Origin of the sequence: Nocardioides sp. YIM 152315 (assembly GCF_029210375.1) — a bacterium.
Classification (GTDB): domain Bacteria; phylum Actinomycetota; class Actinomycetes; order Propionibacteriales; family Nocardioidaceae; genus Nocardioides.
The window spans coordinates 1-23,745 of sequence record NZ_JARGER010000012.1; the positions used below are offsets into that span (position 1 = coordinate 1).

The following is a 23,745-nucleotide window of genomic DNA, read 5'->3' on the forward strand; positions in this document are numbered from 1 at the left end:
CCCGCTGCACCGGGCGGGCGCGGGGTCAGTCGCGGACGGGCTCTCGCACCTGGAGCAACGCCCAGGTGACGGTCGCGGCGGTGGCGGCGGCGCCGAGCATGTGGAAGCCCACGAGCACGATCGGGAGGTCGGTGAAGTACTGCACGAAGCCGATCAGTCCCTGCGCCAGCTCGACGCCGAGGAGCACCGCGACCGCGACGACGGTCCGCCGGGGCTGCCGGGTCGCGAGGGCGGCCAGCAGGAGGCCGATGGTGAGCCCGAGCAGCAGGAAGACCAGGTCGGCGTGCACCTGGCTCCACTGCAGCGGGTCGAGCCCGTTGCGGGCGGAGCCCGCGTCGCCCGCGTGCGGACCGGCGCCGGTGACGACCGTGCCGACGTAGAGGACCGCCCAGGCGGCGCCGAACGTCCCCCAGGCATGCCACAGCAGCGGGCCGCGGAGGGATGCCTCGGGAGCAGGTCGACGCACGCGCTGGAGCAGCAGGACGGCCACGTTGATGATGGCCAACGAGCACAGCAGGTGGAGCGAGACGATCCACGGGTTCAGGTCGGTGAGCACGGTGATGCCGCCGATGACGGCCTGGGCCGGGATGCCGAGCGCGATGACGAGCGCCAGCGTGCGCAGGTCGCGGCGGCGCGACTGCCATGCGGCGACGAAGGTGGCGACGGCGATCGCGACCAGGACCCAGGTGAGGAGCCGGTTGCCGAACTCGATCGCCGAGTGCACGTCGTAGGCACCGTGGGGGGTGAACGACTCGTCCGTGCACCGGGGCCAGGTGGGGCAGCCCAGCCCCGAGTCGGTGAGGCGCACCACGCCGCCGGTCACGACGAGCAGGCAGTTCCCGACGATCGACGCCCACGCCCACCCGACGAGCCACTCGTCGAGCCGGCGCACCCGCTGCCACACCCGTGACGTCACTCCCACTTGAAGGTCCTCGCCGTGAGTGCCGTGCCCAGCACGGCCCAGATGATGAGTACGCCGAGGTCGCGCCACGCGACACCGCCGTCCAGGAACGCCGTGCGCATCGCCTCGCCGAGTGCGCCGGAGGGCAGCCACCGGACGACGTCGCCGAACGCGCCGTACGCGCTCAGGGGCAGCACGACACCGCCGCCGGCCATCAGCAGCAGGTAGACCAGGTTGGCGACGGCGAGGGTCGCCTCGGCGCGGAGCACCCCGGCGACGAAGAGCCCCAGCGACGCGAACGCGGCGGTGCCGAGGAGGATCGCGAGCGCGACACCGAGCACCCCGGGCTCCGGCGTCCAGCCGAGCAGCTGGCCGACGGCGCCGATCACGATCACCTGCAGCAGCTGCACCATGAGCAGGGCGCCGACCTTGCCGGCCAGCAGTCCCGAGCGGGGGAGCGGCGAGCTCCCGAGGCGCTTGATCACGCCGTACCGCCGCTCGAAGCCGGTGGCGATCGCCAGGGACGTGAAGGACGTCGACATCACTGCGAGCGCGAGGACGCCGGGCGTGAAGATGTCGACGAGGGGGCGGGACGTCTCGAGGTCGAGCGCGAGGTGCTCCCCGGCGGTCACGCCGCCGATCAGCACGAGCACCGGGACCACCACGGCGAGCAGCAGCTGCTCGCCGTTGCGGAGCATCAGCCGCGCCTCCATCCGCGCCTGGGCGAGCACCTGACGTCGGAGCGTCGCACCGCCCGGCCGGGGCGTGAAGTCGAGCTCACTCATGTCCGAGACCCCGCCCGGTGAGCTCCAGGAAGACGTCTTCGAGGGTGCGGGAGCCGAAGCTGATCGAGCGCACCCCGACGCCGTGCTCGGTGCTCCACCGGGCGACGGAGCTGCGCAGCGCGGACTCGGCGTCCACGGGGAGCTCCTGGTCGACGACGAGGCGCACCGTCGCCGACGAGCCGCGGGTCAGCTCCTCCGGTGTGCCCGAGGCGATCAGGCGACCGCGGTCGATGATGTGCACCTGGTCGGCCAGCTGCTCCGCCTCGTCCAGGTAGTGCGTCGTCAGCACGACCGTGACGCCGTCGCGGCGCAGCTCGTCGAGGAGCTCCCACGTCGTCCGGCGCGCCTGCGGATCCATCCCTGCCGTGGGCTCGTCGACGAACGCGATCTCGGGGCGACCGACGAGGGCCATCGCCAGTCCGAGCCGCTGCTGCTGACCGCCGGACAGGCGGCGGTACGGCGTACGCCCGCACTCGCCCAGGCCGAGCCGCTCGGACAGCATCCCCGTGTCGAGCGGGTGCGCGTGCAGGCGGGCGACGTGGTCGAGCATCTCCATGGCGCGCACGCCGCTCCAGGCGCCCCCGCCCTGCAGCATCACGCCGATGCGCGGCAGCAGGTCGCGCCGGTCGCGCACCGGATCGAGGCCGAGCACGCGGACCGCGCCACGGTGCGGTCGCCGGTAGCCCTCGCAGGTCTCGAGCGTCGTGGTCTTGCCGGCTCCGTTGGGGCCGAGCACCGCGGTGATCGTCGCCCGCTCCACGGTCAACGACAGCCCGTCGACGGCGACCTTGTCGCCGTAGCGCATCACCAGACCGTCGACCTCGACAGCAGGAGCGGGGTCAGCGGGCACGCGAGAAGTCTAGGAATGAGCGCTGGCTCACACGTCGGCGCCCTCGGTCACCGATGATCCCGCCGAGTCCGACGGGATCCGGTCGAAGGCAGCGGGTGGCTCGCGCCACAGCTCCGGCAGGGTGCCGGCGCGCGCCTGCTCGACGGCGCGCCAGACCCGCTGGGGGGTGCAGGGCAGGTCGAGGTGGCGTACGCCGAGGTGGCCGAGCGCGTCGACGACGGCGTTCTGGACGGCGGGTGTCGAGCCGATCGTGGCGGACTCGCCGATGCCCTTGGCCCCGAGCGGGTTGATCGGGGTGGGGGTCTCGGTGCTGGACACCTCCCAGGCGATCGCGTCGGCCGCCGTCGGGATCGCGTAGTCGACGAACGTCGAGGTGAGCGGCGTGCCCTCCTCGTCGTACTCGAAGTGCTCCCACAGCGCCTGGGAGACGCCCTGGAGCACCCCGCCGTGCTGCTGCCCCTGGACCAGCAGCGGGTTCAGGATCCGGCCGCAGTCGTCGACGGCGACGTGTCGCAGCGGGCGTACGTGACCGGTCTCGGTGTCGACCTCGACGATCGAGACGTGCGCGCCGAAGGGGAAGGTCGCCTCGTCGGTCGAGAAGTCGTCGACGTCGGTCAGGCCGCCGTGGTCGCGGTGGGCCTCGGCGGCGACCGCGGGCCACGAGACGCGCACGCCCGTGCCGCGGACCGCGAAGGTACCGTCGACGACCTCGACGTCGGCCGGATCGGCCTCGAGGAGACCCGCCGCCACGGCGCGCGCCTTGTCGGCGACCTTGGTCGCGGCGCGATCGATCGCGGACCCGCCGAGCTGCAGCGACCGGGACCCGCCGGTGCCGCCGCCGGAGCGGACGACGGCCGTGTCGGACTGCACGAAGCGGATCCGGTCCATGGGGATCCCGAGCCGGTCGGAGACCAGCATCGCGAAGGACGTCGCGTGGCCCTGACCGTGCGCCGACGTGCCGGCCATCACGGTCGCGGTGCCGTCGTCGTGCACCTCGACCGAGCCGAACTCCGTGCCCGCGAACCCCGTGATCTCGACGTACGTCGCGATGCCGATCCCCAGCTGCCGCACCTCGCCCGCCTCGCGGCGCCGCCGCTGCTCGGCCCGCGCGCCGTCGACGTCGGCGATGCGCAGGGCCTCGCGAAGCGGGAGGTCGTAGTCGCCGACGTCGTAGCGTGCGCCGGTCGCGGTGCGGTACGGGAAATCGTCGGGCTGGATCAGGTTGCGGCGACGGAGCTCCTCGGGCGCGAGGCCCACCTCGGCCGCGGCGACGTCCATGAGCCGCTCCACGAGCGCGGCCGCCTCGGGCCGGCCCGCTCCGCGGAACGCGCCCATCGGCGCGGTGTTGGTGAGCGCCGCGATCGCGGCGTAGACGAACCGCGGCACCCGGTAGACGCCGGTCGACATCAGGCGTGTCCCCCCGAGCACGAACGACCCGCCGAAGCCGGCGTACGCGCCGCAGTCGCCCACGAGCCGGAGCCGCATCCCGAGGATCCGGGCGTCGGCGTCGAGGCCGAGCTCGGCGTACTGCACCTGACCGCGGCTGTGCATCGAGAGCATGGTCTCCGACCGGGTCTCGGCCCACTTCACCGGCTGCGCGAGCAGGCGAGCGGCCGCGACCACCGCGAGGTGCTCGGCGGTGACGCCGGCCTTGCCGCCGAACGCACCCCCGACGTGCGGGGCCACCACCCGGACCCGATCGGGGTCGAGGCCGGTGAAGGCGGCGACCTGGTCCCGCGCGCCGTGCGGTTGCTGGGTCGCGACGTGCACGGTCACCTCGTCCGCGCCGGGACGCACCAGGATCGCGTGGCCCTCGATCGGCGCGGTCGCGACGCGCTGGTTCTCCATGCGCACCCGGACGACATGCGCGGCCCCCTCCCACGGGTCGTCCTGGTCGTCGTCCTTGCGGGACGCGGCGACGTTGGAGCCGAGCTCTTCGAACTGCAGGGGCGCGCCCGGCTCCAGGGCCCGTTCCATGTCGACGACGGCGGGCAGGTCGTCGTAGTCGACCTCGACCAGCTCGACGGCGTCCACGGCCTGCGCACGGGTCTCGGCGACGACGAGCGCGACCGGATCGCCGACGTAGCGGACCTTGTCGGTCGCCAGGGCGTGCCGCTCGACGGCCGGGTTGACGACGGCGAAGGGCGGCACCGCGCCGTCGCCGAGGTCGGCCGCCGTGAAGACCCCGACCACGCCCGGCGCCGCCGCGGCCTCGGTGGTGTCGATGCTCGCGACGACCGCGTGCGCGAGCGGGCTGCGGACGAAGGCCGCGTGCAGCACGCCCGGGGACTGGTCGTTGTCGACGTAGGTCGAGGCCCCCACGAGCAGTTCGGGGTCCTCGACCCTGCGCACCATGGTTCCCAGCACAGATCCCGGCATGGAGCCGAGGTTACGGTGCAGCTGGACGGGGTCTCCGCTTCGGCGCGGGTTAGGTGGGCCTTACTTGAAGCGGCCAAATCAATAACGGCACACTGGTGTTGTGGAATTCGACGAGGCTCCCCTCGCTCCCGAGGGAGCGGGGCACGACCAGCCGACGCGGCAGCGCGTGGCGCGGTCGATCCTCGTCAACGGACCCTCGACGGCCGCGGCGCTCGCGGAGCGGCTCGACCTGACCCCCGCCGCCGTACGCCGCCACCTCGACCAGCTGCTCGAGGAGGGCGCCGTCGAGGCGCGCGAGCCGCGCAGCCAGGCCACCCGGGGCCGCGGTCGACCGGCCAAGGTCTTCGCCCTGACGGAGTCCGGCCGCGACGGCTTCGACCAGCAGTACGACGACCTCGCCGTGCAGGCGCTGCGGTTCCTCCGCGAGACCGGCGGCGACGACGCCGTCCGGGAATTCGCCACCCGCCGCGTGGCGTTCATCGGAGAGCGGTTCGAAGGGATCCGCGCGGAGCACCCCGAGCTCGGCTCGGCCGAGATCCTGGCGAGGATCTTCTCCGACGAGGGGTACGCCGCGTCCGTGCGCGACCTGCCGATCGGGGAGCAGCTGTGCCAGCAGCACTGCCCGGTCTCGCACGTCGCGCACGAGTTCCCGCAGCTGTGCGAGGCGGAGACCGAGGCGATCAGCCAGGTCCTCGGCCGGCACGTGCAGCGCCTGGCCACCATCGCCCACGGCGACGGGGTCTGCACCACCTGCATCCCGCACGTCCCCACGGTTTCCGACAAGAAGAAGGAGCGGGTCAGCTGATGACCTCGATCGAAGAACTCAACCCGGAACTCCAGGGCATCGGTCGCTACGAGTTCGGCTGGGCCGACAAGGACGACGCCGGCGCCGCGGCCAAGCGCGGGCTCAACGAGGACGTCGTCCGCGACATCTCGGCCAAGAAGAGCGAGCCGCAGTGGATGCTCGACCTGCGCCTGAAGGGCCTCAAGCTCTTCGACCGCAAGCCGATGCCGACGTGGGGCTCGGACCTGTCGGCGATCGACTTCGACAACATCAAGTACTTCGTGCGCTCCACGGAGAAGCAGGCGACCTCGTGGGAGGAGCTCCCCGAGGACATCAAGAACACCTACGACAAGCTCGGCATCCCGGAGGCGGAGAAGCAGCGCCTCGTCGCGGGTGTCGCCGCGCAGTACGAGTCGGAGGTCGTCTACCACCAGATCCGCGAGGACCTGGAGGAGCAGGGCGTCGTCTTCCTCGACACCGACACCGCGCTGAAGGAGCACGAGGACCTCTTCAAGGAGTACTTCGGCACCGTCATCCCGGTCGGCGACAACAAGTTCGCCGCCCTCAACACCTCGGTGTGGTCGGGCGGCTCGTTCATCTACGTGCCGAAGGGCGTGCACGTCGACATCCCGCTGCAGGCCTACTTCCGGATCAACACCGAGAACATGGGTCAGTTCGAGCGGACGCTGATCATCGTCGACGAGGACGCCTACGTGCACTACGTCGAGGGCTGCACGGCGCCGATCTACAGCTCCGACTCGCTGCACTCCGCGGTGGTCGAGATCATCGTGAAGAAGGGCGGCCGCTGCCGCTACACGACCATCCAGAACTGGTCCAACAACGTCTACAACCTCGTCACCAAGCGCGCGACCTGCGAGGCCGGCGCGACCATGGAGTGGGTCGACGGCAACATCGGCTCCAAGGTGACGATGAAGTACCCCGCCGTCTACCTGATGGGCGAGCACGCCAAGGGCGAGACGCTGTCGATCGCGTTCGCCGGCGAGGGCCAGCACCAGGACGCGGGCGCCAAGATGGTGCACGCCGCGCCGCACACCTCGAGCTCGATCCTGTCGAAGTCGGTCGCTCGGGGTGGTGGGCGTACGTCGTACCGCGGCCTGATCCAGGTCAACGAGGGCGCCCACGGCTCGAAGTCCAACGTGCTGTGCGACGCGCTGCTGGTCGACCAGGTCAGCCGCTCGGACACCTACCCCTACGTCGACATCCGCGAGGACGACGTGTCCATGGGCCACGAGGCGAGCGTCTCGAAGGTCTCCGACGACCAGCTCTTCTACCTCATGTCGCGAGGCATGCAGGAGGACGAGGCGATGGCGATGATCGTCCGCGGCTTCGTGGAGCCGATCGCCAAGGAGCTCCCGATGGAGTACGCCCTCGAGCTCAACCGCCTGATCGAACTGCAAATGGAAGGAGCAGTCGGGTAGTGACTGCTGTCGCTGACGCTCTCGAGATGGACCGGATCGAGAGCCATCTCAACCCGCCCGCGTCGTACGACCTGGCGGACCACCCGGTGCCGACCGGTCGCGAGGAGATCTGGCGCTTCACGCCGCTCCGGCGGCTGCGCGGGATCCTCGACGGCGAGGCGTCCGACGCCCGCCTCACGTGGACGACGACCCTGCCGGAGGGCGTGACGCTCACCGAGATCTCCGCCGAGGAGGCGCGCGAGATCGGTGAGCTCGCGCCCAACGACCGGCCCTCCGCGCTGGCCGCCGCGCAGGCGGGCGGTGCCGTCCTGCTCGACGTCCCGGCCGAGGCCGAGGTCGCCGAGCCGATCGTGCTGCGTCTGCACGGCGAGTCGATCGACGACCTGGTCTGGGGCCGGCTGCTCGTCCGCGTCGGCCGGCACGCGCAGGCGACGGTCGCGATCGTGCACACCGGCTCCGCGCGCTACTCCGCCCTCACGACCGTCCTGGTCGGCGACGGTGCCGTGGCCAACGTGCTGTCGCTGCAGGACTGGGACGACGACGCCGTCCACCTCGGCCGCGACGCCATCCGGGTCGGCCGCGACGCGACGGTGAAGCACACCTCCGTCTCGTTCGGCGGCGACGTGGTGCGCATGCACGCCAACGTCGAGTACGCCGGCCCGGGCGGCGACGCGGAGCTGCTCGGCCTCTACTTCGCCGACGAGGGCCAGCACCTCGAGCACCGGCTCTTCGCCGACCACAACGCGCCGAAGACCAAGAGCCACGTGCTCTACAAGGGGGCGCTGCAGGGCGAGGGCGCGCACACCGTGTGGATCGGCAACGTGCTGATCCGCAAGGTCGCCGAGGGCATCGAGACCTACGAGGAGAACCGCAACCTGGTCCTCTCCGACGGCTGCCAGGCCGACTCGGTGCCGAACCTCGAGATCGAGACCGGCGAGATCGAGGGCGCGGGCCACGCATCCGCCACGGCGCGCTTCGACGACGAGCAGCTGTTCTACCTGCGCTCGCGCGGCGTCTCGGAGAAGGAGGCGCACCGCCTGGTCGTGCACGGCTTCTTCAACGACCTGATCCGCAAGGTGGGCATCCCGTCGGTCGAGGAGCAGCTGCTCCAGACCGTCGAGGCGGAGCTCGCGAAGAACCTCCTCAAGGACGCCTCCGCATGAGCTTCGAGCGAGCCTGCGCGATCACGGAGGTGCCCACCGACGAGGCGCTCGGCGTCACGATCGGGGAGTACGACGTCGCGATCGCCGGCCACGACGGCGACTACTTCGCCCTCCAGGACCTCTGCTCCCACGCAGCCGTCCCGCTGAGCGAGGGCGACGTCGAGGACTGCACCGTCGAGTGCTGGCTGCACGGCTCGCGCTTCGACCTGCGCACCGGCAAGCCCACCGGCCTCCCGGCCACCGAGCCCGTCGCGACGTTCCCGATCGAGGTCCGCGCCAATCCTGACGGCACCAGTGACATCTACGTAGACACGACCACCACGCTGAACGGAGTCACCCCCACATGACCACCCCACAAACTTCTTCGCTTCCCCCGCTTCACTCCTCCGCGAACAACTTTGCGGGGGCCCCGTCATGAGCACTCTGGAGATCAAGGACCTGCACGTCTCGGTCACCACCGAGGACGGTCCCAAGGAGATCCTCAAGGGCGTCACGCTGACCATCGAGGACGGCGAGACGCACGCGATCATGGGCCCCAACGGCTCCGGCAAGTCGACCCTGGCGTACTCCGTCGCAGGGCACCCGAAGTACACCGTCACCGGTGGCTCGGTCACGCTCGACGGCGAGGACGTGCTGGCGATGTCCGTCGACGAGCGGGCGCGCGCGGGCCTCTTCCTCGCGATGCAGTACCCCGTCGAGGTGCCGGGGGTCTCGGTCGCGAACTTCCTGCGGACCGCGAAGACCGCCATCGACGGCGAGGCGCCCAAGCTGCGCACCTGGGTCAAGGACGTCAACACCGCCCTCGGCAGCCTCAACCTCGACCCGACGTTCTCGCAGCGGTCGGTTAACGAGGGCTTCTCCGGTGGCGAGAAGAAGCGCCACGAGATCGCCCAGCTCGAGCTGCTGAACCCCAAGGTCGCGGTGCTCGACGAGACCGACTCCGGCCTCGACATCGACGCGCTCAAGATCGTCGCCGACGGTGTCAACCGGTTCCGCGCGCAGGAGGGCAAGGGCGTCCTGCTGATCACCCACTACACGCGGATCCTGCGCTACATCGAGCCCGACCGCGTGCACGTCTTCGTTGACGGCAGGGTCGCCGAGTCCGGCGGTCCGGAGCTGGCCGAGGAGCTGGAGGCCAACGGCTACGAGAAGTACGTCGGGGCGGCGGTCTGACATGACCACGACCCAGCTGGCCGGCCTCCTCCCCGAGCTGGAGGTGATCCGAGCCGACTTCCCGATCCTCAGCCGGTCGGTCGCGGACGGCCGGCCGCTGGTCTACCTCGACAGCGCCAACACCTCGCAGAAGCCGCAGGTCGTCATCGACACGATGGTCGACCACCTCGAGCGGCACAACGCCAACGTCGCCCGGGCGATGCACGCGCTGGGCGCGGAGTCGACCGAGGCGTTCGAGGGCGCGCGCGACAAGGTCGCGGCCTTCATCAACGCGCCGTCGCGCAACGAGGTGGTGTTCACCAAGAACGCCACCGAGGCGCTGAACCTGCTGGCGCGCACCCTCGACCTCGGCCCCGGCGACAACGTCGTGATCACCGAGATGGAGCACCACTCCAACATCGTGTCGTGGCAGCTCGCGTGTGAGCGGTCGGGCGCCGAGTTGCGGTGGTTCGGGCTCACCGACGACGGGAGGCTCGACCTGTCGAACGCCGACGCCCTGATCGACGAGCACACCAAGGTGGTCGCCTTCACCTGGGTCTCCAACATGCTCGGCACCATCAACCCCGTCACCGACCTCGTGGCGCGTGCGAAGGCGTTCGGTGCCCACTCGGTCATCGACGCCTCCCAGGCGGCGCCGCAGCTGCCCGTCGACGTGGCCGCGACCGGCTGCGACTTCCTGGTCTTCACCGGCCACAAGGTGGTCGGCCCGACCGGCGTCGGCGTCCTGTGGGGCAGGGAGGAGCTGCTCAACGGGCTCCCGCCGTTCCACGGTGGCGGCGAGATGATCGAGACGGTGACGATGGCGCGCTCGACGTACGCGTCGGCGCCGCACCGCTTCGAGGCCGGCACGCCGCCGATCGTCGAGGCCGTCGGGCTCGGCGCCGCGGTCGACTACCTGTCGCACATCGGCATGGACGCGATCCACCGCCACGAGCAGGCGATCACGGCGTACGCGCTCGAGGGGCTGCGGACCGTGCCCGGCCTGACCGTGCTGGGCCCGCTCGACGCGACCGAGCGCGGGGGAGCGATCTCGTTCGAGATCGACGGCGTGCACCCGCACGACGTGGCGCAGGTCCTCGACTCGCGGGGCGTCGCGATCCGGGCGGGCCACCACTGCGCCAAGCCCGCGCACGCCCGGTTCGGGGTGCAGAGCTCGACGCGGATGTCGTCGTACCTCTACACGACGCCGGCCGAGGTCGACGCGCTGGTCGAGGGCCTGGAATACACCCGCTCCTACTTCAAGTTGGGTTGAGCGATGTCCCAGCAACTCGATGCGCTCTACCAGGAGATCATCCTGGACCACTACAAGAACCCCCACCACAAGGGCCTGCGGGAGCCCTTCGAGGCGGAGGTCCACCACGTCAACCCGACCTGCGGCGACGAGGTGACGCTCCGCGTCCACGTCAGCGACGGCACCGTCGCCGACGTGTCCTACGACTCCGTCGGCTGCTCGATCTCGCAGGCATCCGCCTCCGTGCTGACCGACCTCGTCATCGGCAAGCCGGTCGAGGAGGCGATGTCGATCCACGAGACGTTCCTGACCCTGATGCAGGGCAAGGGCGCCGTGGAGCCCGACGAGGAGGTGCTGGAGGACGCCATCGCGTTCGCCGGCGTCGCGAAGTTCCCCGCACGCGTGAAGTGTGCCCTGCTCTCGTGGATGGCCTGGAAGGACGCCACCGCCCGATCCCTGGAGGACTCTCATGGCTGACCATTCCGATCTCCCCGAGGTGCCGGAGGCCACCGGCGGCGTCGGGACCTCGACCGTGACCGTCGAGGACGTGACCGAGGCGATGAAGGACGTCGTCGACCCCGAGCTCGGCATCAACGTCGTCGACCTCGGCCTGGTCTACGGCGTGCACGTCGACGAGGACACCAACGTCGTGCTCGACATGACGCTGACGTCGGCGGCCTGCCCGCTCACCGACGTGATCCAGGACCAGACCAACGGCGCCCTGGAGGGCATGGTCAACGACGTCCTCATCAACTGGGTGTGGATGCCCCCGTGGGGCCCGGACAAGATCACCGAGGACGGCCGCGAGCAGCTGCGGGCCCTCGGGTTCAACGTCTGAGGCCCGAGCCGCTCGCGACACGCGGGGGCCGTTCCCCCGGCCGGCCGCTAGCGTCGGGTGCATGGACGTCGTGGTGCCCGCGGATCGCGTGACCCGCTGGGTCTCGAACTTCGCCGTGCGCCACGGGCCGGCGACGCTGTCGACCGCCGACGGCGCGCTCGCGGGCGTCGCCGACGACGGCTCGACGTTCGCGGCCCGACTGCCGTTCGGGTGCACGTACGCCGGTCCGGCGGACGCCGAGTCGTTCGCGGCGGCGATCGGCGTGCCCGACGACTGGGGAGTGCTGCTGGTCCGCAAGGGCGGGTTCGCGGTCGCCCGGCTGCGGGGCACGGAGGTCGTCTCGAGCAAGGTGGGTCAGCGGCACGTGCAGGGCCGCACGAAGGCCGGCGGCCAGAGCCAGCAGCGGTTCGCGCGGCGCCGGGACAACCAGGCGCGACGGGCGTTCGAGGCCGCGGCCGACCACGCCGCGCGGATCCTGGGCGGGCTCACCGGCCCGGTGGTCACCGGCGGGGACCGGGCGGCGGTCGAGGAGGTGCTGGCGGACCCGCGGCTGCGCGCGCTGCCCGTCGCCGGATCCTGGCTGGCCGTGCCGGATCCGCGGCGCGGCGTGCTCGAGCAGGCCGTGGTCGACGCGTGCGCGGCGCGGATCGCGGTGCAGAACGCCTGACCGCGTTCGCGGGTCTCAGTGGCCGAGGTCGCGCTTGCGGGCCTCCCATCGCTCGGCCAGGGTGCCCAGCTCCTCGCGCACGAAGACCAGGAACTCGCGGGAGAGCTCGAGGCGGTCGCGGGCCGCGGGGGACGCCCCCGAGGCGGCCGCCGCGAACGCCGCCTCGATCGCGGCGTACGTCTGGTCACCCTGCAGCAGTGCGCTGCGCCAGGCGTCGTCGTCGACGGCGTACAAGTCGCGGCGGGAGCCGCGCTCACGCTCGCGGCGACTCCAGCCCAGCTGCTCCAGCACGCGCACCGACCCGGACACCGCGGCCGGGCTGATCGCGAGCTCCTCCACCAGCTCCGCCGACGTCATCCGTCCGTCGTCGTCGACGAGCAGGGCGGCGAACACCCTGGCGGGCAGGCGGGCGAGTCCGGCGGCGGTCAGGGCCGCGCCGACCCGCTCGACGGCCCGGTGGCGTTCGTCCGACATGCGCGCAGTCTACAAGATTCAGAATTCTCTGAACACGAGGTAGGGTCGGGGCGTGACCGATGCGAACGTCATCGACGTCAGCGGGCTGGTGAAGAGGTTCGGGAGCTTCCGCGCCCTCGACGGGCTCGACCTCCAGGTGGGCGCGGGGGAGGTGCACGGCTTCCTCGGACCGAACGGCGCGGGCAAGTCGACCACGATCCGGGTGCTGCTCGGCCTGCTCCGCAAGGACGGCGGCGACGTCCGGCTCTTCGGCGGTGACCCGTGGCGCCAGGCCGCCGACCTGCACCGTCGGCTCGCCTACGTGCCCGGCGACGTCAACCTGTGGCCGAACCTGACCGGGGGAGAGGTCATCGACCTGCTCGGCCGGTTGCGCGGCGGCCTCGACGAGACGCGACGCGCCGACCTGGTCGACGCCTTCGAGCTCGACCCGCGCAAGAAGGGCCGGGCCTACTCGAAGGGCAACCGGCAGAAGGTCGCCCTGGTGGCCGCGCTCGCCTCCGACGTCGACCTGCTCGTGCTCGACGAGCCGACCTCGGGTCTCGATCCGCTGATGGAGTCGGTCTTCCAGCGGTACGTCGACGCGTTCCGCGACCGCGGCCACGCCGTGCTGCTGAGCAGCCACATCCTCGCGGAGGTGGAGGAGCTCGGCGACCGGGTGAGCATCATCCGCGCCGGCAAGGTCGTCGAGAGCGGCACGCTCGCCGAGCTGCGGCACCTCACGCGGACCTCGGTCAGCGCCGAGCTCACCCGCCCCGTCGACGGGCTCGACGCCGCGCCCGGAGTCCACGACCTCGTCGTCGAGGGCACCCGGGTGCGCTTCCAGGTCGACACCGCCCGGCTCGACGGCGCGTTGCAGCTGCTCGTCGCCGGCGGCGTACGCACGCTCACGAGCCAGCCGCCGACCCTGGAGGAGCTCTTCCTGCGCCACTACGGCGACGAGATCGAGCCGGACGCGTCGTGACCGGCACGGCGACGTTCCTGCTCACCTTCCTGCGGCGCGACCGCTGGATGCTGCTGTGGTGGGTGCTCGGCGGCACGACTCTCTACGTCGCGACCGTCTACAGCGTCGACGGGCTCTACACCACGCAGGCCGACTACGACGCGGCCGCGGCCAGCGCGTCGTCCAACGCCGCGTTCATCGCGATGGCTGGCCCGGCGCGGGCGCTCGACACCCTCGGCGGCCAGACGGCGTGGCAGACCACGGCGTTCGGGGCGATCGTCGCCGGCCTGATGAGCATGTTCCTCGTCGGCCGGCACACCCGCGTCGAGGAGGAGAGCGGCCGCGACGAGCTGCTGCGGGCCTCGGCCGTCGGCCGCTACGCGCCGATGACCGCGGCCGCGCTGGTCGCCGCGCTCGCCAACCTCGTGCTCGGGCTGCTGGTCTCCGTCTCGCTCACGGCCTACGGCCTGGCCGGTGCCGACTCCCTCGGCCTCGGGCTGGGCGTGACGGCCTGCGGCTGGGTCTTCACCGGCACGGCGCTGGTCGCGATGCAGGTCACCGCGAGCACCCGCTCGGCGTACGGCATCGCCGGCGGCGTCATCGCGGTCGCCTACGTCCTGCGTGCGATCGGCGACGTCGGCAACGGGGTGCTGAGCTGGATCTCGCCGATCGGCTGGTACCAGGCGATGCACCAGTTCTCCGGCCTGCGCTGGTGGCCGGCGCTGCTGATGCTCGCCGGCGCGGCGTCCGCCGTCGCCTCGGCGTACGCGCTGTTCGGTCGCCGGGACTACGGCTCCGGGATGGTCGCGGCCCGGCCGGGCCGCCCGCGGGCGCCGTACGGGTTGCGCAGTGGCGGGGGCCTGGCCTGGCGGCTGCAGCGCGGCGCGGTGATCGGCTGGACGGCCGGCCTCTTCTTCTTCGGCCTCGCGTACGGCGCGATCGGCGACGACGTCGAGTCGCTGCTGGGGGAGTCCGACGTGTCCCAGGAGATGTTCGCCCAGGCCGGCACCGACCTCGCCACCGGCTTCTACGGCACGGCCGTGCTGATGCTCGCCGTGGTGGCCGCCGGCGGCGCGATCTCCTCGGCGCTGCGGCCGCGCGGCGAGGAGGAGAACGGCCACCTCGAGGTCGTGCTCGCGACGGCGCTGCCGCGCCGGCGCTGGCTGCTCGGCCACGTCGTCGTCACGGTCGCGGGGACCGTGCTGGTGCTCGTGGGTTCGGGTGTCGGGCTGGGTGCCGGCTACCTGATGGTGACCGGCGACGGCGACGCGGCGTGGGACATCACCTGGCCGGTGCTCCAGTACGTCGGCCCGGTGCTCGTGCTCAGCGGCGTCGCGCGGGTCTTGTACGGCGCGCTGCCGCGCTGGTCGGTGCTCGCGTGGGTGCCGCTGGTGTTCGCGGCGGTGGTGATGCTCTTCGGCGAGCTCTTCGGGCTGCCGCAGTGGCTCCAGGACGTCTCGCCGTTCGAGCACCTCCCGATGGTCCCGGCGGAGTCGTTCGACTGGGCTCCGGCGCTGGCGCTCGTCGGAGTCGCGCTCGTCCTGAGTGTCGTGGGTCAGGTGGCCTTCGCGCGGCGCGACGTGCACTAGCGTGCGGGACATGTGGCAGCCCGAACCCGGGTGGCACCCACTGCCCGGCGGTGGTGGCGCCTCGACGGTTGGCGTCTGGAGGACCGTGCTCGGTGCGCAGCCGGTCGTCGTCAAGCGGCTCGCCGCACCGGCGCCCGGCGATGCCCCACAGCTGTCCGACCCGCGCCACTTCGCCTACTGGCGGCGGCCCGCGGACGTCATCACCGCCGGGACCGTCGCCTCGACGCCGGGCCTGCGCGCACCGGGGTCGGCCGCCGTCGAGGAGGACGACGAGGGGCTCACCATCGTCGAGGAGTGGGTCGAGGACGCCGCGACCACCGGACTCTTCGCCGCCCACGCGCTCGGCCGCTTCGCCGGCGCCCATCTCGCGGCCGCGCCCTGGCTCGCCCGCAACCAGCTGCGCGACCGGCTGGCGCGCGTCGAGCGCAACGGAGGCTGGCAGACGCTCGCGCGCACCACGGTCGCCGACGTCTCCGACCACCTGTGGATCCGGCGCGCCGAGCTGCTGGCGGCCGCGGACGCGTTGGTGCAGGTCCCGCAGCACGGCGACGCCGTACCGGCCAACCTGCTCGGTCGCGACGGCGACGACGTCGTCGCCATCGACTGGGCGACGCTCGGGACGGGACCGGTCGGCGCCGACCTCGGCTACTACGCCCTCGCCGCCCGCGAGGAGCTGGAGCCCCTCGTGGACGCGTACCTGATGGGACTGCCCGACGGGCTGGCGACCCGGGAGGAGGTGACCCTCGGTGCCCGGGTCGCTGCCGTCTACACCGTGCTGAACCGCGCCGAGTGGGCGCTGGCGCGGGCCGCACGGGGCGAGGGAGCGCTGGCCGGGAAGTTCCGGCATCCCGCCGTCGCGCCGCACCTGCGCGCGCTGCAGCGGCAGTTCCCACACATCGAGGCCCTGGTGCAGCGCCGATGACAACCCTCCCGTGGGCGGTGAAGACCCCACTCGGCGACCTCGACCTCGACGGGTGGACCGTGCTCTGGGCGGCCGTCGTGGTCGTCGCGACCCTGCTCCTGGCGCGGTACGCCGTGCGCGCGACGCTGCGGATCGGGGAACGCGTCGGCGGCCTCTCCCGCGACGCCGTCGTGGGTGTCGCGCGGGTGGTGCGGTACGCGATCTACCTCCTCGGCGTCGGCGTCGCCCTGAGCGTCCTCGGCGCGCCGATCAAGCCGGTCCTGGTCGCCCTGCTGCTGGTGCTCGGTGCGCTGGTCCTGATCGGCCGCGGCATCGCCGACAGCTTCGGGGCAGGCCTGGTGCTCCAGAGCCGGCGCACCCTCAAGCTGGGCGATCTCATCGAGTCGTCGGGCCACCGCGGGCACGTCGTCGACCTGAACATGCGGAGCGTGGTGATCCGGACGGCCGACGGCGTCACCGTGTACCTGCCGAACTCCGAGGTGCTCGACAGCCCGCTCCTGAACTTCTCGACCCACGGGACGACCCGGTCGGAGATCGAGGTCAGCGTGACCGCCACGGGAGCGGACGCCGACCTCCTCGCCGCTCCCGAGTCCGCGCGGGTCGCCGCCGTCGCCGGCCACGGCGTGCTCGGGTCCCCGGCGCCGGCCGTCCGGCTCATGAACGTCAGTCCCCGCCGGGTCGTCTTCCGGCTCCACGTCTGGCACGCCCCGGACGCCGCGATCGAGGTCCGCTCGCGGGTGATCGCCGACGTGGCCGCGGCGCTCCGGGCCGGCGGCGACCTCGACGCTACGGTCTCGTGGCCGGCGCCCGCCGTGGGTCCGCGACCGCCCGACACCACCTGACGTCAGCCGGTGAAGGTGGTCGGTGTCGCCCATCGGGCCGGCGTCCGACGTACGCCGTGTGTCCAGCCGGGCCTTGGGGTTGAAGCGCATGAGCGCCCTCCGTCCACCTCCGCGCCGCCGATGTCAGCCGGGACCGTACCCACAACTAGACTTCAATCCTCATGATCACCACCCACCAGCTCGAGGTCCGGGCGGGCGCGCGCCTGCTCATGGAGGACGTCAGCTTCCGGGTCGCCGCCGGCGACAAGGTCGGCCTGGTCGGCCGCAACGGCGCCGGCAAGACGACGCTCACCAAGATCCTCGCGGGCGAGGCGCTGCCCGCATCCGGCAGCGTGCAGACGACCGGCGACGTCGGGTACCTCCCGCAGGACCCGCGGATCGGCGACCCCGAGGTCCTGGCCCGCGACCGGATCCTCTCCGCGCGCGGCCTCGACGCCGCCGTACGCGGCCTCCGTCAGGCCGAGGCGCAGATGGCCAGCGACGACCCCAAGGTGCGCGAGAGGGCGATGCGTCGCTACGAGCGGGCCGACGCCGAGCTGCACGCCGGCGGTGGGTACGCCGCCGAGTCCGAGGCCGCGCAGATCGCGCACAGCCTCGGCATCGAGGACCGCCTCCTCGGCCAGCCGTTGAAGACGCTCTCCGGAGGTCAGCGCCGCCGGGTCGAGCTGGCGCGCATCCTCTTCTCCGGCGCCGAGACGCTGCTGCTCGACGAGCCCACCAACCACCTCGACGCCGACTCGATCCTCTGGCTGCGCGACTTCCTCAAGGCCCACAAGGGCGGGCTCATCGTGATCAGCCACGACACCGGGCTGCTCGAGGAGACCGTCAACAAGGTCCTCCACCTCGACGCCAACCGCGCCGAGATCGACGTCTACAACATGGGCTGGAAGGCCTACCTCCAGCAGCGCGAGACCGACGAGAAGCGCCGCAAGCGCGAGCGGATGAACGCCGAGAACAAGGCGAAGACGCTCACCGACCAGGCCAACAAGATGCGCGCCAAGGCCACCAAGGCCACCGCCGCACAGAACATGCTCAAGCGTGCCGAGCGGCTGCTGGCCGGTGTCGAGGGGGAGCGGCAGTCCGACAAGGTGGCCCGGATCGCCTTCCCGAAGCCCGCGCCGTGCGGCAAGACACCGCTCACGGCCGCGGAGCTGTCGAAGTCCTACGGCTCGCTCGAGGTCTTCACCGACGTCGACCTCGCGATCGACAAGGGCTCCCGCGTCGTCATCCTCGGCCTCAACGGGGCGGGCAAGACGACGCTGCTGCGGATCCTCGCCGGCATCGACCGGCCCGACACCGGCGCGGTCGTGCCCGGCCACGGCCTCAAGATCGGCTACTACGCGCAGGAGCACGAGACCCTCGACGTCGAGCGCACCGTGCTCGAGAACATGCAGAGCGCCGCGCCCCAGCTCACCGACACCGAGGCCCGCTCGGTCCTCGGCTCGTTCCTCTTCTCCGGCGAGGATGCGCACAAGCCCGCCCAGGTGCTCTCCGGCGGCGAGAAGACGCGGCTGGCCCTGGCGAGCCTGGTCGTCTCGAGCGCCAACGTGCTGCTGCTCGACGAGCCCACCAACAACCTCGATCCCGCCTCGCGCGAGGAGGTGCTGGCCGCGATCCGCAGCTACGAGGGCGCGATCGTGCTGGTCACCCACGACGAGGGGGCGGTCTTCGCGCTCGAGCCCGACCGGGTGCTGATCCTGCCCGATGGTGTCGAGGATCTCTGGAACGCCGACTACGCCGAACTGGTGTCGCTGGCCTGACGGTGCCGCGGTCTAGTCTGCGGACCATGACCACGATGGACGCCGACATCCTGCTCGAGGCCGGCCTGAGGTACGACGTGGCCGGTCCGGTCGCCACGATCACGCTGCACCGCCCCGACGTACGCAACGCCCAGACGCCGACCATGTGGCGTGCGCTCGCCGACGTCGGGGCAGCCCTTCCCGACGACGTACGGGTCGTGCTCGTGACGGGGGCGGGGCAATCGTTCTCGGCGGGCCTGGACCGCGCGATGCTCGACCCGACGAACACCTCCGGCGAGGAGTCGGTCGCCGGACTCCTCGCGCTCTCCGACGACGAGGTCTCGGCGACCGTCGACGCCTACCAGCGGGGCTTCACGTTCCTGCGCGACCCGCGGTTCGTCTCGATCGCGGCGGTGCAGGGCTATGCGATCGGCGCCGGCTTCCAGCTGGCGCTCTCGTGCGACCTGCGCGTGCTCGCCGACGACGCCCAGCTGTGCATGAAGGAGTCCGCGCTCGGCCTGGTGCCCGACCTGACGGGAACAAAGCCGCTCGTCGAGTGCGTTGGGTACGCCAGGGCGTTGGAGATCTGCGCCACGGCGCGGATGGTGGGCGCGCGGGAGGCCGTCGACATCGGGCTCGCACTGACCGCCGTACCTGCCGCCGAGCTGGACGCCACCGTCGCGGACCTCGTCGGCGCCCTGACCGCTCCGATGGCCGGCGCGGTGAGCGAGACCAAGGCACTGCTGCAGGGGGCCGCCGACCGCACCCTCGACGAGCAGCGCCGCCTCGAGCGGGAGGCCCAGGTCCGGAGGTTCCGGGAGCTGGCGTCCCTCATGGGAGGCTGACGAAGGAGGGCATCGTGTCGGGAATGGGAATGGGACCGGCGTTCCGGTCGATGCGCGCCGATCGCAGCGCCGTCGAGCAGCCCCTCGCCCGGGGCACCGTGCGCCGCGTCCTCGCGTACGCCGCGCCGCACCGGCGCCTGATCGCGTTCTTCCTGCTGCTGACCGTGGTCGACGCCGGTCTCGTCGTCGTCTCGCCGTTGCTCGTGCAGCGCATCGTGGACGACGGGATCCTCGCCGGCGACGGCGGCCTGGTCACCACGCTGGCGCTCGCGATGGCCGCGGTCGCCGTCTTCGACGCACTGCTCACTGTGCTGGTCGGCTGGCTCTCCTCGCGCATCGGCGAGGGCCTCATCTATGACCTGCGCACCCAGGTGTTCGGCCACGTCCAGCGGCAGTCGCTGGCGTTCTTCACGCGCACGCAGACCGGTGCGTTGGTCTCCCGGCTCAACAACGACGTGATCGGTGCCCAGCGTGCCTTCACGTCAACCCTCTCGGGCGCGGTCTCCAACCTCATCTCCGTCGCCGTGGTCGGCGTGGCGATGATCGCGCTGAGCTGGCAGATCACGCTGCTGTGCCTCGTCCTCTTCCCGCTCCTCTACGTGTGCTCGCGCTGGGTCGGCAACCGGCTGGCCGGGCTGACGCGCACGCAGATGGACGGCAACGCCGACCTCGGCAACGCCATGACCGAGCGGTTCAACGTCGGCGGGGCGATGCTGCTCAAGCTCTTCGGCCGCCGCGACGAGGAGGACGACGTCTTCGCCGCGAAGGCGTCGGTCGTGCGTGACCTCGGCGTGCGCATCGCCCTGATCCAGCGTGTGTTCATGGCCGCGATGCTCGCGGTGCCGGCGCTCGCGACGGCGCTGGTGTACGGCGTCGGCGGCCACCTCGCCCTCGACGGCGTGCTGACCGTCGGCACGCTCCTCGCCCTCGCGACGCTCCTGGTCCGGCTGCTCGGTCCGCTCCAGGGCCTCTCCAACGTCCGCATCGACGTGATGACCGCGCTGGTCAGCTTCGAGCGGGTCTTCGAGGTGCTCGACCTGCCGTCGCTGATCCGGGAGAAGCCGGACGCCCTCGTCCTGCCGCGCACGACCGGACGCCTGGAGTTCGACCACGTGGCGTTCAGCTACCCACGCGCCGACGACGTCTCCTTGAGATCGCTCGAGGCCATCGCGCGCACCGACAGCCGCGACGGCGGACAGGTCCTGAGCGACATCACGTTCACCGCGGAGCCGGGCGAGATGGTCGCCCTCGTCGGTCCGTCGGGCGCCGGGAAGACGACGATCACGCATCTCGTGGCGCGGCTCTACGACGTCGGCGACGGCGCGGTCCGCGTGGGCGGGCACGACGTACGCGACGTCGCGCTCGACTCGCTCGAGGACGTCGTCGGCTACGTGACCCAGGACGCCCACATGTTCCACGACACGATCCGCGAGAACCTCCTCTACGCCCGCCCAGGCGCGACCGAGCAGCAGGTCTGGGACGCCTTGGAGGCGGCTCAGGTCGCGACCCTGGTCCGCACCCTCCCCGACGGCCTGGACACCGTCGTCGGCGACCGCGGCTACCGTCTCTCCGGTGGCGAGCGGCAGCGGCTGGCGATCGCGCGCCTGCTGCTGAAGGCGCCCGCGATCGTGGTGCTCGACGAGGCGACCGCGCACCTCGACAGCGAGTCGGAGGCCGCCGTCCAGCGCGCCCTCGACGCGGCCCTCGAGGGGCGCACGTCGCTGGTCATCGCGCACCGGCTCTCCACCGTGCGCAACGCCGACCAGATCCTCGTGGTCGACGACGGCCGCATCGTGCAGCGCGGCACCCACGCCCGGCTGCTGGCCGAGGGCGGCCTCTACGCCGACCTCTACCGCACGCAGTTCATCGCCGACCCGCCGGTGCCCGTGTAGCTGAGTCGCCCGACGCTGTACGACTGGTCGGCGGCGCGGTCCTCGGCGGCGTCGGGGCGCGCTCGGTCGGGGCGCGCTTGCGGTTTCATCAAGGGTTGTCGGCGAGGTCGCGCTTCCCTCGCCGAGCTCACCCCGGGAACCGCGGGTCGACCTTCATCCCTTGATGAAGCTGCGGGCGGCCCGGACGCCGGCACCGAGCGGCTCACGGAGCTCGACGCAGCCAGCGTGCGTCGCGTAGCAGGCGCGGAGCTGATCCACACGGCCTACGGCGAGCCGGAGGAGTTCGACCGGGTGGCCGCCTTCGTGCTGTCGCCGGCCGCGTCGTTCGTCTCGGGCTCGATGCTGCCGGTCGACGGGGGCATGGTCCGGGCCCTGTGAGCCGCGCGCGCGGCGCGCTCGTCGTCGTACGCCCGCTGGTAGGCCGCCTTCACCTGCTGCTTGCGGGCGTTGCGCGCCGCACGCCTCCGCTTGCGCTCACCGCCCTCCTGCTCCGGCGAGTCGTCGGCGTCGCCGGAACGGCGGGTGCGCCGCTCGTCCCAGGCGAGGTAGCCGAACCCGACGACCGCGAGCAGGCCGAAGAACCACCACTGGAGGCCGTAGAAGAAGTGGGGTCCGTTGTTGAGCTCGGGCAGCTCGACAGGCTCGAGCCCGGCGGCCGGCTCGCCGTCCTCGGACTCCAGCACCACGAAGCCGCCGTACACCTCCGCCCCGATGGCCGCGCCGATCCGCTCGCTCGAGATCGCCCGGGTGGAGCGCCCGCTGACGGCCGTGCTCTCGCCCGTGCCGTCCGCGCGTGCCCAGCCCTCGACCGTCACCTCGCCGCCGGGCGGGGTGGGTACGTCGTCCGGCTCGGCGCCCTGGTTGTCGGTCGCCATCCAGCCCCGGTCGACGAGGAGAGTGGCACCGTCGCCGGTGACGAGGGGGACGACGACGTCGATGCCCGACTGCCCGTCGCGGGTGCGGTAACGGACGATGATGGTGTCGTCGACGTCGTACTTCCCCGTCGCGGTGACCTGGCGCCACTCGTCGTCCTCGGTGACCGGCCGTCCCGGCGCGAGCACGTCGCCGACGGGCGACGGCGCCCGGTCCTCGTTGGCACGCACGACGGCGTTGCTCTCCTTGCGCTCCTCCAGCCGGTGGAACTGCCACTGCCCGAGCCACCACGCCGCGTAGCACAGCAGCACGACGATGGCGCCGAAGGTCAGCCACCGTCGGCTGAGCAGGAACCGCCATGACCGCACCCCACGAGGCTATCCGGCGACCGGGTGCACCCTAGACTCGGAGGGGTGGAGAGACGACTGGAGGACCGGTACGGCCGCGTGGCGACCGATCTGCGGGTCTCGCTGACCGATCGGTGCAACCTGCGCTGCTCCTACTGCATGCCCGCCGAGGGCCTCGACTGGCTGCCCGACGAGACGGTGCTGACCGACGACGAGGTCGTCCGGCTGGTCCGGATCGGCGTGGAGATGCTCGGCATCCGCGAGGTGCGCTTCACCGGCGGCGAGCCGCTGGTACGCCGGGGCCTCGTCGACATCGTGCGGCGCACGCACGAGCTCGGCGTCGAGACCTCCCTGACGACCAACGCGCTCGGCCTGGCCCGCACCGCGACGACGCTCGCCGCCGCCGGGCTCGACCGGGTCAACGTCAGCCTCGACAGCATCCGCCCCGAGAGCTTCCTCGCCATCACCCGTCGCGACCGGTTGCACGACGTGCTCGCGGGCCTCGAGGCGGCGCGGGCCGCCGGTCTCGGCCCGGTGAAGGTCAACGCCGTGCTGATGCGCGGCCTCAACGACGACCAGGCGCCGGAGCTGCTGCGCTGGGCCCTCGACGAGGGCTACGAGCTGCGGTTCATCGAGCAGATGCCGCTCGACGCCCAGCACCGCTGGTCGCGCGAGGGGATGGTGACGGCCGACGAGATCTTCGCGGCCCTCGACGCCGAGTTCGTGCTCTCGCCGGTCGACGAGCCGCGCGGGAGCGCCCCGGCGGAGCTCTTCCACGTCGACGGGGGTCCGGGCACCGTCGGCGTGATCGCGTCGGTCACCCGGCCCTTCTGCGGCGACTGCGACCGGGTGCGCCTGACCGCCGACGGACAGATCCGCAACTGCCTCTTCGCGCGTGAGGAGTCCGACCTGCGGGCGGCTCTGCGCGGCGACGCCACCGACGAGGAGATCGCCGAGCGCTGGATCGTGGCGATGCGCGGCAAGCGGGCCGGCCACGGCATCGACGACCCGACGTTCCTGCAGCCCGACCGCCCGATGTCCGCCATCGGCGGGTGACGTCGGACGCGCCGAT

Annotated in this window: 23 protein-coding genes; 17 read left to right on the plus strand and 6 right to left on the minus strand. The window is 72.0% G+C overall.

Translation table 11 applies throughout. The features are described from left to right. Nucleotides 1-25: 25 nt before the first annotated feature. The 4 genes from PZ894_RS02220 to PZ894_RS02235 form a co-directional block, all read right to left on the minus strand. Nucleotides 26-922 carry a COX15/CtaA family protein gene (locus PZ894_RS02220; RefSeq protein WP_275742033.1) on the minus strand — a complete coding sequence of 299 codons (897 nt, stop codon included), beginning with the start codon at nucleotides 920-922 and terminating at the stop codon, nucleotides 26-28. Beyond that, nucleotides 913-1,686, minus strand: coding sequence for an ABC transporter permease (locus PZ894_RS02225; protein WP_275742035.1), 774 nt, complete (start codon nucleotides 1,684-1,686; stop codon nucleotides 913-915). The genes PZ894_RS02220 and PZ894_RS02225 overlap by 10 nt, the downstream gene beginning before the upstream one ends. Continuing rightward, nucleotides 1,679-2,491, minus strand: a complete 813-nt coding sequence (locus tag PZ894_RS02230; RefSeq protein WP_345799131.1) for an ABC transporter ATP-binding protein — start codon at nucleotides 2,489-2,491, stop codon at nucleotides 1,679-1,681. Before PZ894_RS02230 ends, PZ894_RS02225 begins: the two co-directional genes overlap by 8 nt. 72 nt (nucleotides 2,492-2,563) lie before the next feature. Beyond that, nucleotides 2,564-4,915 carry a xanthine dehydrogenase family protein molybdopterin-binding subunit gene (locus tag PZ894_RS02235; protein ID WP_275742038.1) on the minus strand — a complete coding sequence of 784 codons (2,352 nt, stop codon included), beginning with the start codon at nucleotides 4,913-4,915 and terminating at the stop codon, nucleotides 2,564-2,566. A 100-nt stretch (nucleotides 4,916-5,015) separates the two neighbouring features. On the opposite strand from PZ894_RS02235, the gene PZ894_RS02240 reads away from it, so the two are divergent. The 9 genes from PZ894_RS02240 (at nucleotide 5,016) to PZ894_RS02280 (ending at nucleotide 12,210) form a co-directional block, all read left to right on the plus strand. Then, a complete protein-coding gene (locus PZ894_RS02240; protein ID WP_275742040.1) occupies nucleotides 5,016-5,720 on the plus strand; it encodes a helix-turn-helix domain-containing protein in 705 nt (234 codons plus the stop codon). Further along, nucleotides 5,720-7,138 (plus strand): Fe-S cluster assembly protein SufB, encoded by a 1,419-nt coding sequence (gene sufB, locus PZ894_RS02245; protein ID WP_275742042.1) that lies wholly within the window; start codon nucleotides 5,720-5,722, stop codon nucleotides 7,136-7,138. Before PZ894_RS02240 ends, sufB begins: the two co-directional genes overlap by 1 nt. 26 nt (nucleotides 7,139-7,164) lie before the next feature. Then, nucleotides 7,165-8,301 carry a Fe-S cluster assembly protein SufD gene (sufD, locus tag PZ894_RS02250; protein ID WP_275742044.1) on the plus strand — a complete coding sequence of 379 codons (1,137 nt, stop codon included), beginning with the start codon at nucleotides 7,165-7,167 and terminating at the stop codon, nucleotides 8,299-8,301. Then, nucleotides 8,298-8,648 (plus strand): non-heme iron oxygenase ferredoxin subunit, encoded by a 351-nt coding sequence (locus tag PZ894_RS02255; protein ID WP_275742047.1) that lies wholly within the window; start codon nucleotides 8,298-8,300, stop codon nucleotides 8,646-8,648. The genes sufD and PZ894_RS02255 overlap by 4 nt, the downstream gene beginning before the upstream one ends. 67 nt (nucleotides 8,649-8,715) lie before the next feature. Further along, entirely contained in the window at nucleotides 8,716-9,474 is a 759-nt protein-coding gene (gene sufC, locus PZ894_RS02260) for a Fe-S cluster assembly ATPase SufC (RefSeq protein ID WP_275742049.1), read from the plus strand. A 1-nt stretch (nucleotide 9,475) separates the two neighbouring features. Then, nucleotides 9,476-10,726, plus strand: a complete 1,251-nt coding sequence (locus tag PZ894_RS02265; protein WP_275742051.1) for a cysteine desulfurase — start codon at nucleotides 9,476-9,478, stop codon at nucleotides 10,724-10,726. Nucleotides 10,727-10,729: 3 nt separating this feature from the next. Then, nucleotides 10,730-11,182, plus strand: coding sequence for a Fe-S cluster assembly sulfur transfer protein SufU (gene sufU / locus PZ894_RS02270; protein ID WP_275742053.1), 453 nt, complete (start codon nucleotides 10,730-10,732; stop codon nucleotides 11,180-11,182). Further along, nucleotides 11,175-11,543 (plus strand): metal-sulfur cluster assembly factor, encoded by a 369-nt coding sequence (locus PZ894_RS02275; RefSeq protein ID WP_275742055.1) that lies wholly within the window; start codon nucleotides 11,175-11,177, stop codon nucleotides 11,541-11,543. The genes sufU and PZ894_RS02275 overlap by 8 nt, the downstream gene beginning before the upstream one ends. Nucleotides 11,544-11,604: 61 nt before the next feature. Next, nucleotides 11,605-12,210, plus strand: a complete 606-nt coding sequence (locus PZ894_RS02280; RefSeq protein WP_275742057.1) for an acVLRF1 family peptidyl-tRNA hydrolase — start codon at nucleotides 11,605-11,607, stop codon at nucleotides 12,208-12,210. Nucleotides 12,211-12,225: 15 nt separating this feature from the next. Here the strand turns inward: PZ894_RS02280 and PZ894_RS02285 are convergent, their stop codons facing one another. After that, nucleotides 12,226-12,684 (minus strand): MarR family transcriptional regulator, encoded by a 459-nt coding sequence (locus PZ894_RS02285; protein ID WP_275742059.1) that lies wholly within the window; start codon nucleotides 12,682-12,684, stop codon nucleotides 12,226-12,228. A gap of 52 nt (nucleotides 12,685-12,736) precedes the next feature. Between PZ894_RS02285 and PZ894_RS02290 the strand changes: the two genes are divergently transcribed. The 7 genes from PZ894_RS02290 to PZ894_RS02320 all read left to right on the plus strand — a co-directional run bounded on the left by PZ894_RS02290 (nucleotide 12,737) and on the right by PZ894_RS02320 (nucleotide 21,453). Next, on the plus strand, nucleotides 12,737-13,645 hold the full coding sequence (locus PZ894_RS02290; RefSeq protein WP_275742060.1) for an ABC transporter ATP-binding protein: 909 nt from the start codon (nucleotides 12,737-12,739) through the stop codon (nucleotides 13,643-13,645). Then, nucleotides 13,642-15,213, plus strand: a complete 1,572-nt coding sequence (locus PZ894_RS02295) for a hypothetical protein (protein WP_275742062.1) — start codon at nucleotides 13,642-13,644, stop codon at nucleotides 15,211-15,213. Before PZ894_RS02290 ends, PZ894_RS02295 begins: the two co-directional genes overlap by 4 nt. 10 nt (nucleotides 15,214-15,223) lie before the next feature. Next, nucleotides 15,224-16,135 (plus strand): phosphotransferase, encoded by a 912-nt coding sequence (locus PZ894_RS02300; RefSeq protein WP_275742064.1) that lies wholly within the window; start codon nucleotides 15,224-15,226, stop codon nucleotides 16,133-16,135. Then, complete coding sequence (locus PZ894_RS02305; protein WP_275742066.1) at nucleotides 16,132-16,977, plus strand: mechanosensitive ion channel domain-containing protein; 846 nt, start codon at nucleotides 16,132-16,134, stop codon at nucleotides 16,975-16,977. Before PZ894_RS02300 ends, PZ894_RS02305 begins: the two co-directional genes overlap by 4 nt. Before the next feature lie 161 nt (nucleotides 16,978-17,138). Next, nucleotides 17,139-18,737 (plus strand): ABC-F family ATP-binding cassette domain-containing protein, encoded by a 1,599-nt coding sequence (locus PZ894_RS02310; protein WP_275742068.1) that lies wholly within the window; start codon nucleotides 17,139-17,141, stop codon nucleotides 18,735-18,737. A 26-nt stretch (nucleotides 18,738-18,763) separates the two neighbouring features. Next, nucleotides 18,764-19,561 carry an enoyl-CoA hydratase/isomerase family protein gene (locus PZ894_RS02315; RefSeq protein WP_275742070.1) on the plus strand — a complete coding sequence of 266 codons (798 nt, stop codon included), beginning with the start codon at nucleotides 18,764-18,766 and terminating at the stop codon, nucleotides 19,559-19,561. 23 nt (nucleotides 19,562-19,584) lie between these two features. Continuing rightward, nucleotides 19,585-21,453 carry an ABC transporter ATP-binding protein gene (locus PZ894_RS02320; protein WP_275742340.1) on the plus strand — a complete coding sequence of 623 codons (1,869 nt, stop codon included), beginning with the start codon at nucleotides 19,585-19,587 and terminating at the stop codon, nucleotides 21,451-21,453. Nucleotides 21,454-21,716: 263 nt separating this feature from the next. Here PZ894_RS02320 and PZ894_RS23485 read toward each other — a convergent pair whose 3' ends face one another. Further along, on the minus strand, nucleotides 21,717-22,694 hold the full coding sequence (locus PZ894_RS23485) for an SURF1 family protein (protein WP_345799130.1): 978 nt from the start codon (nucleotides 22,692-22,694) through the stop codon (nucleotides 21,717-21,719). A gap of 45 nt (nucleotides 22,695-22,739) precedes the next feature. Here PZ894_RS23485 and moaA point away from each other — a divergent pair, with 45 nt between their 5' ends. Next, nucleotides 22,740-23,729, plus strand: coding sequence for a GTP 3',8-cyclase MoaA (gene moaA / locus PZ894_RS02335; RefSeq protein WP_275742074.1), 990 nt, complete (start codon nucleotides 22,740-22,742; stop codon nucleotides 23,727-23,729). Nucleotides 23,730-23,745 lie beyond the last annotated feature (16 nt).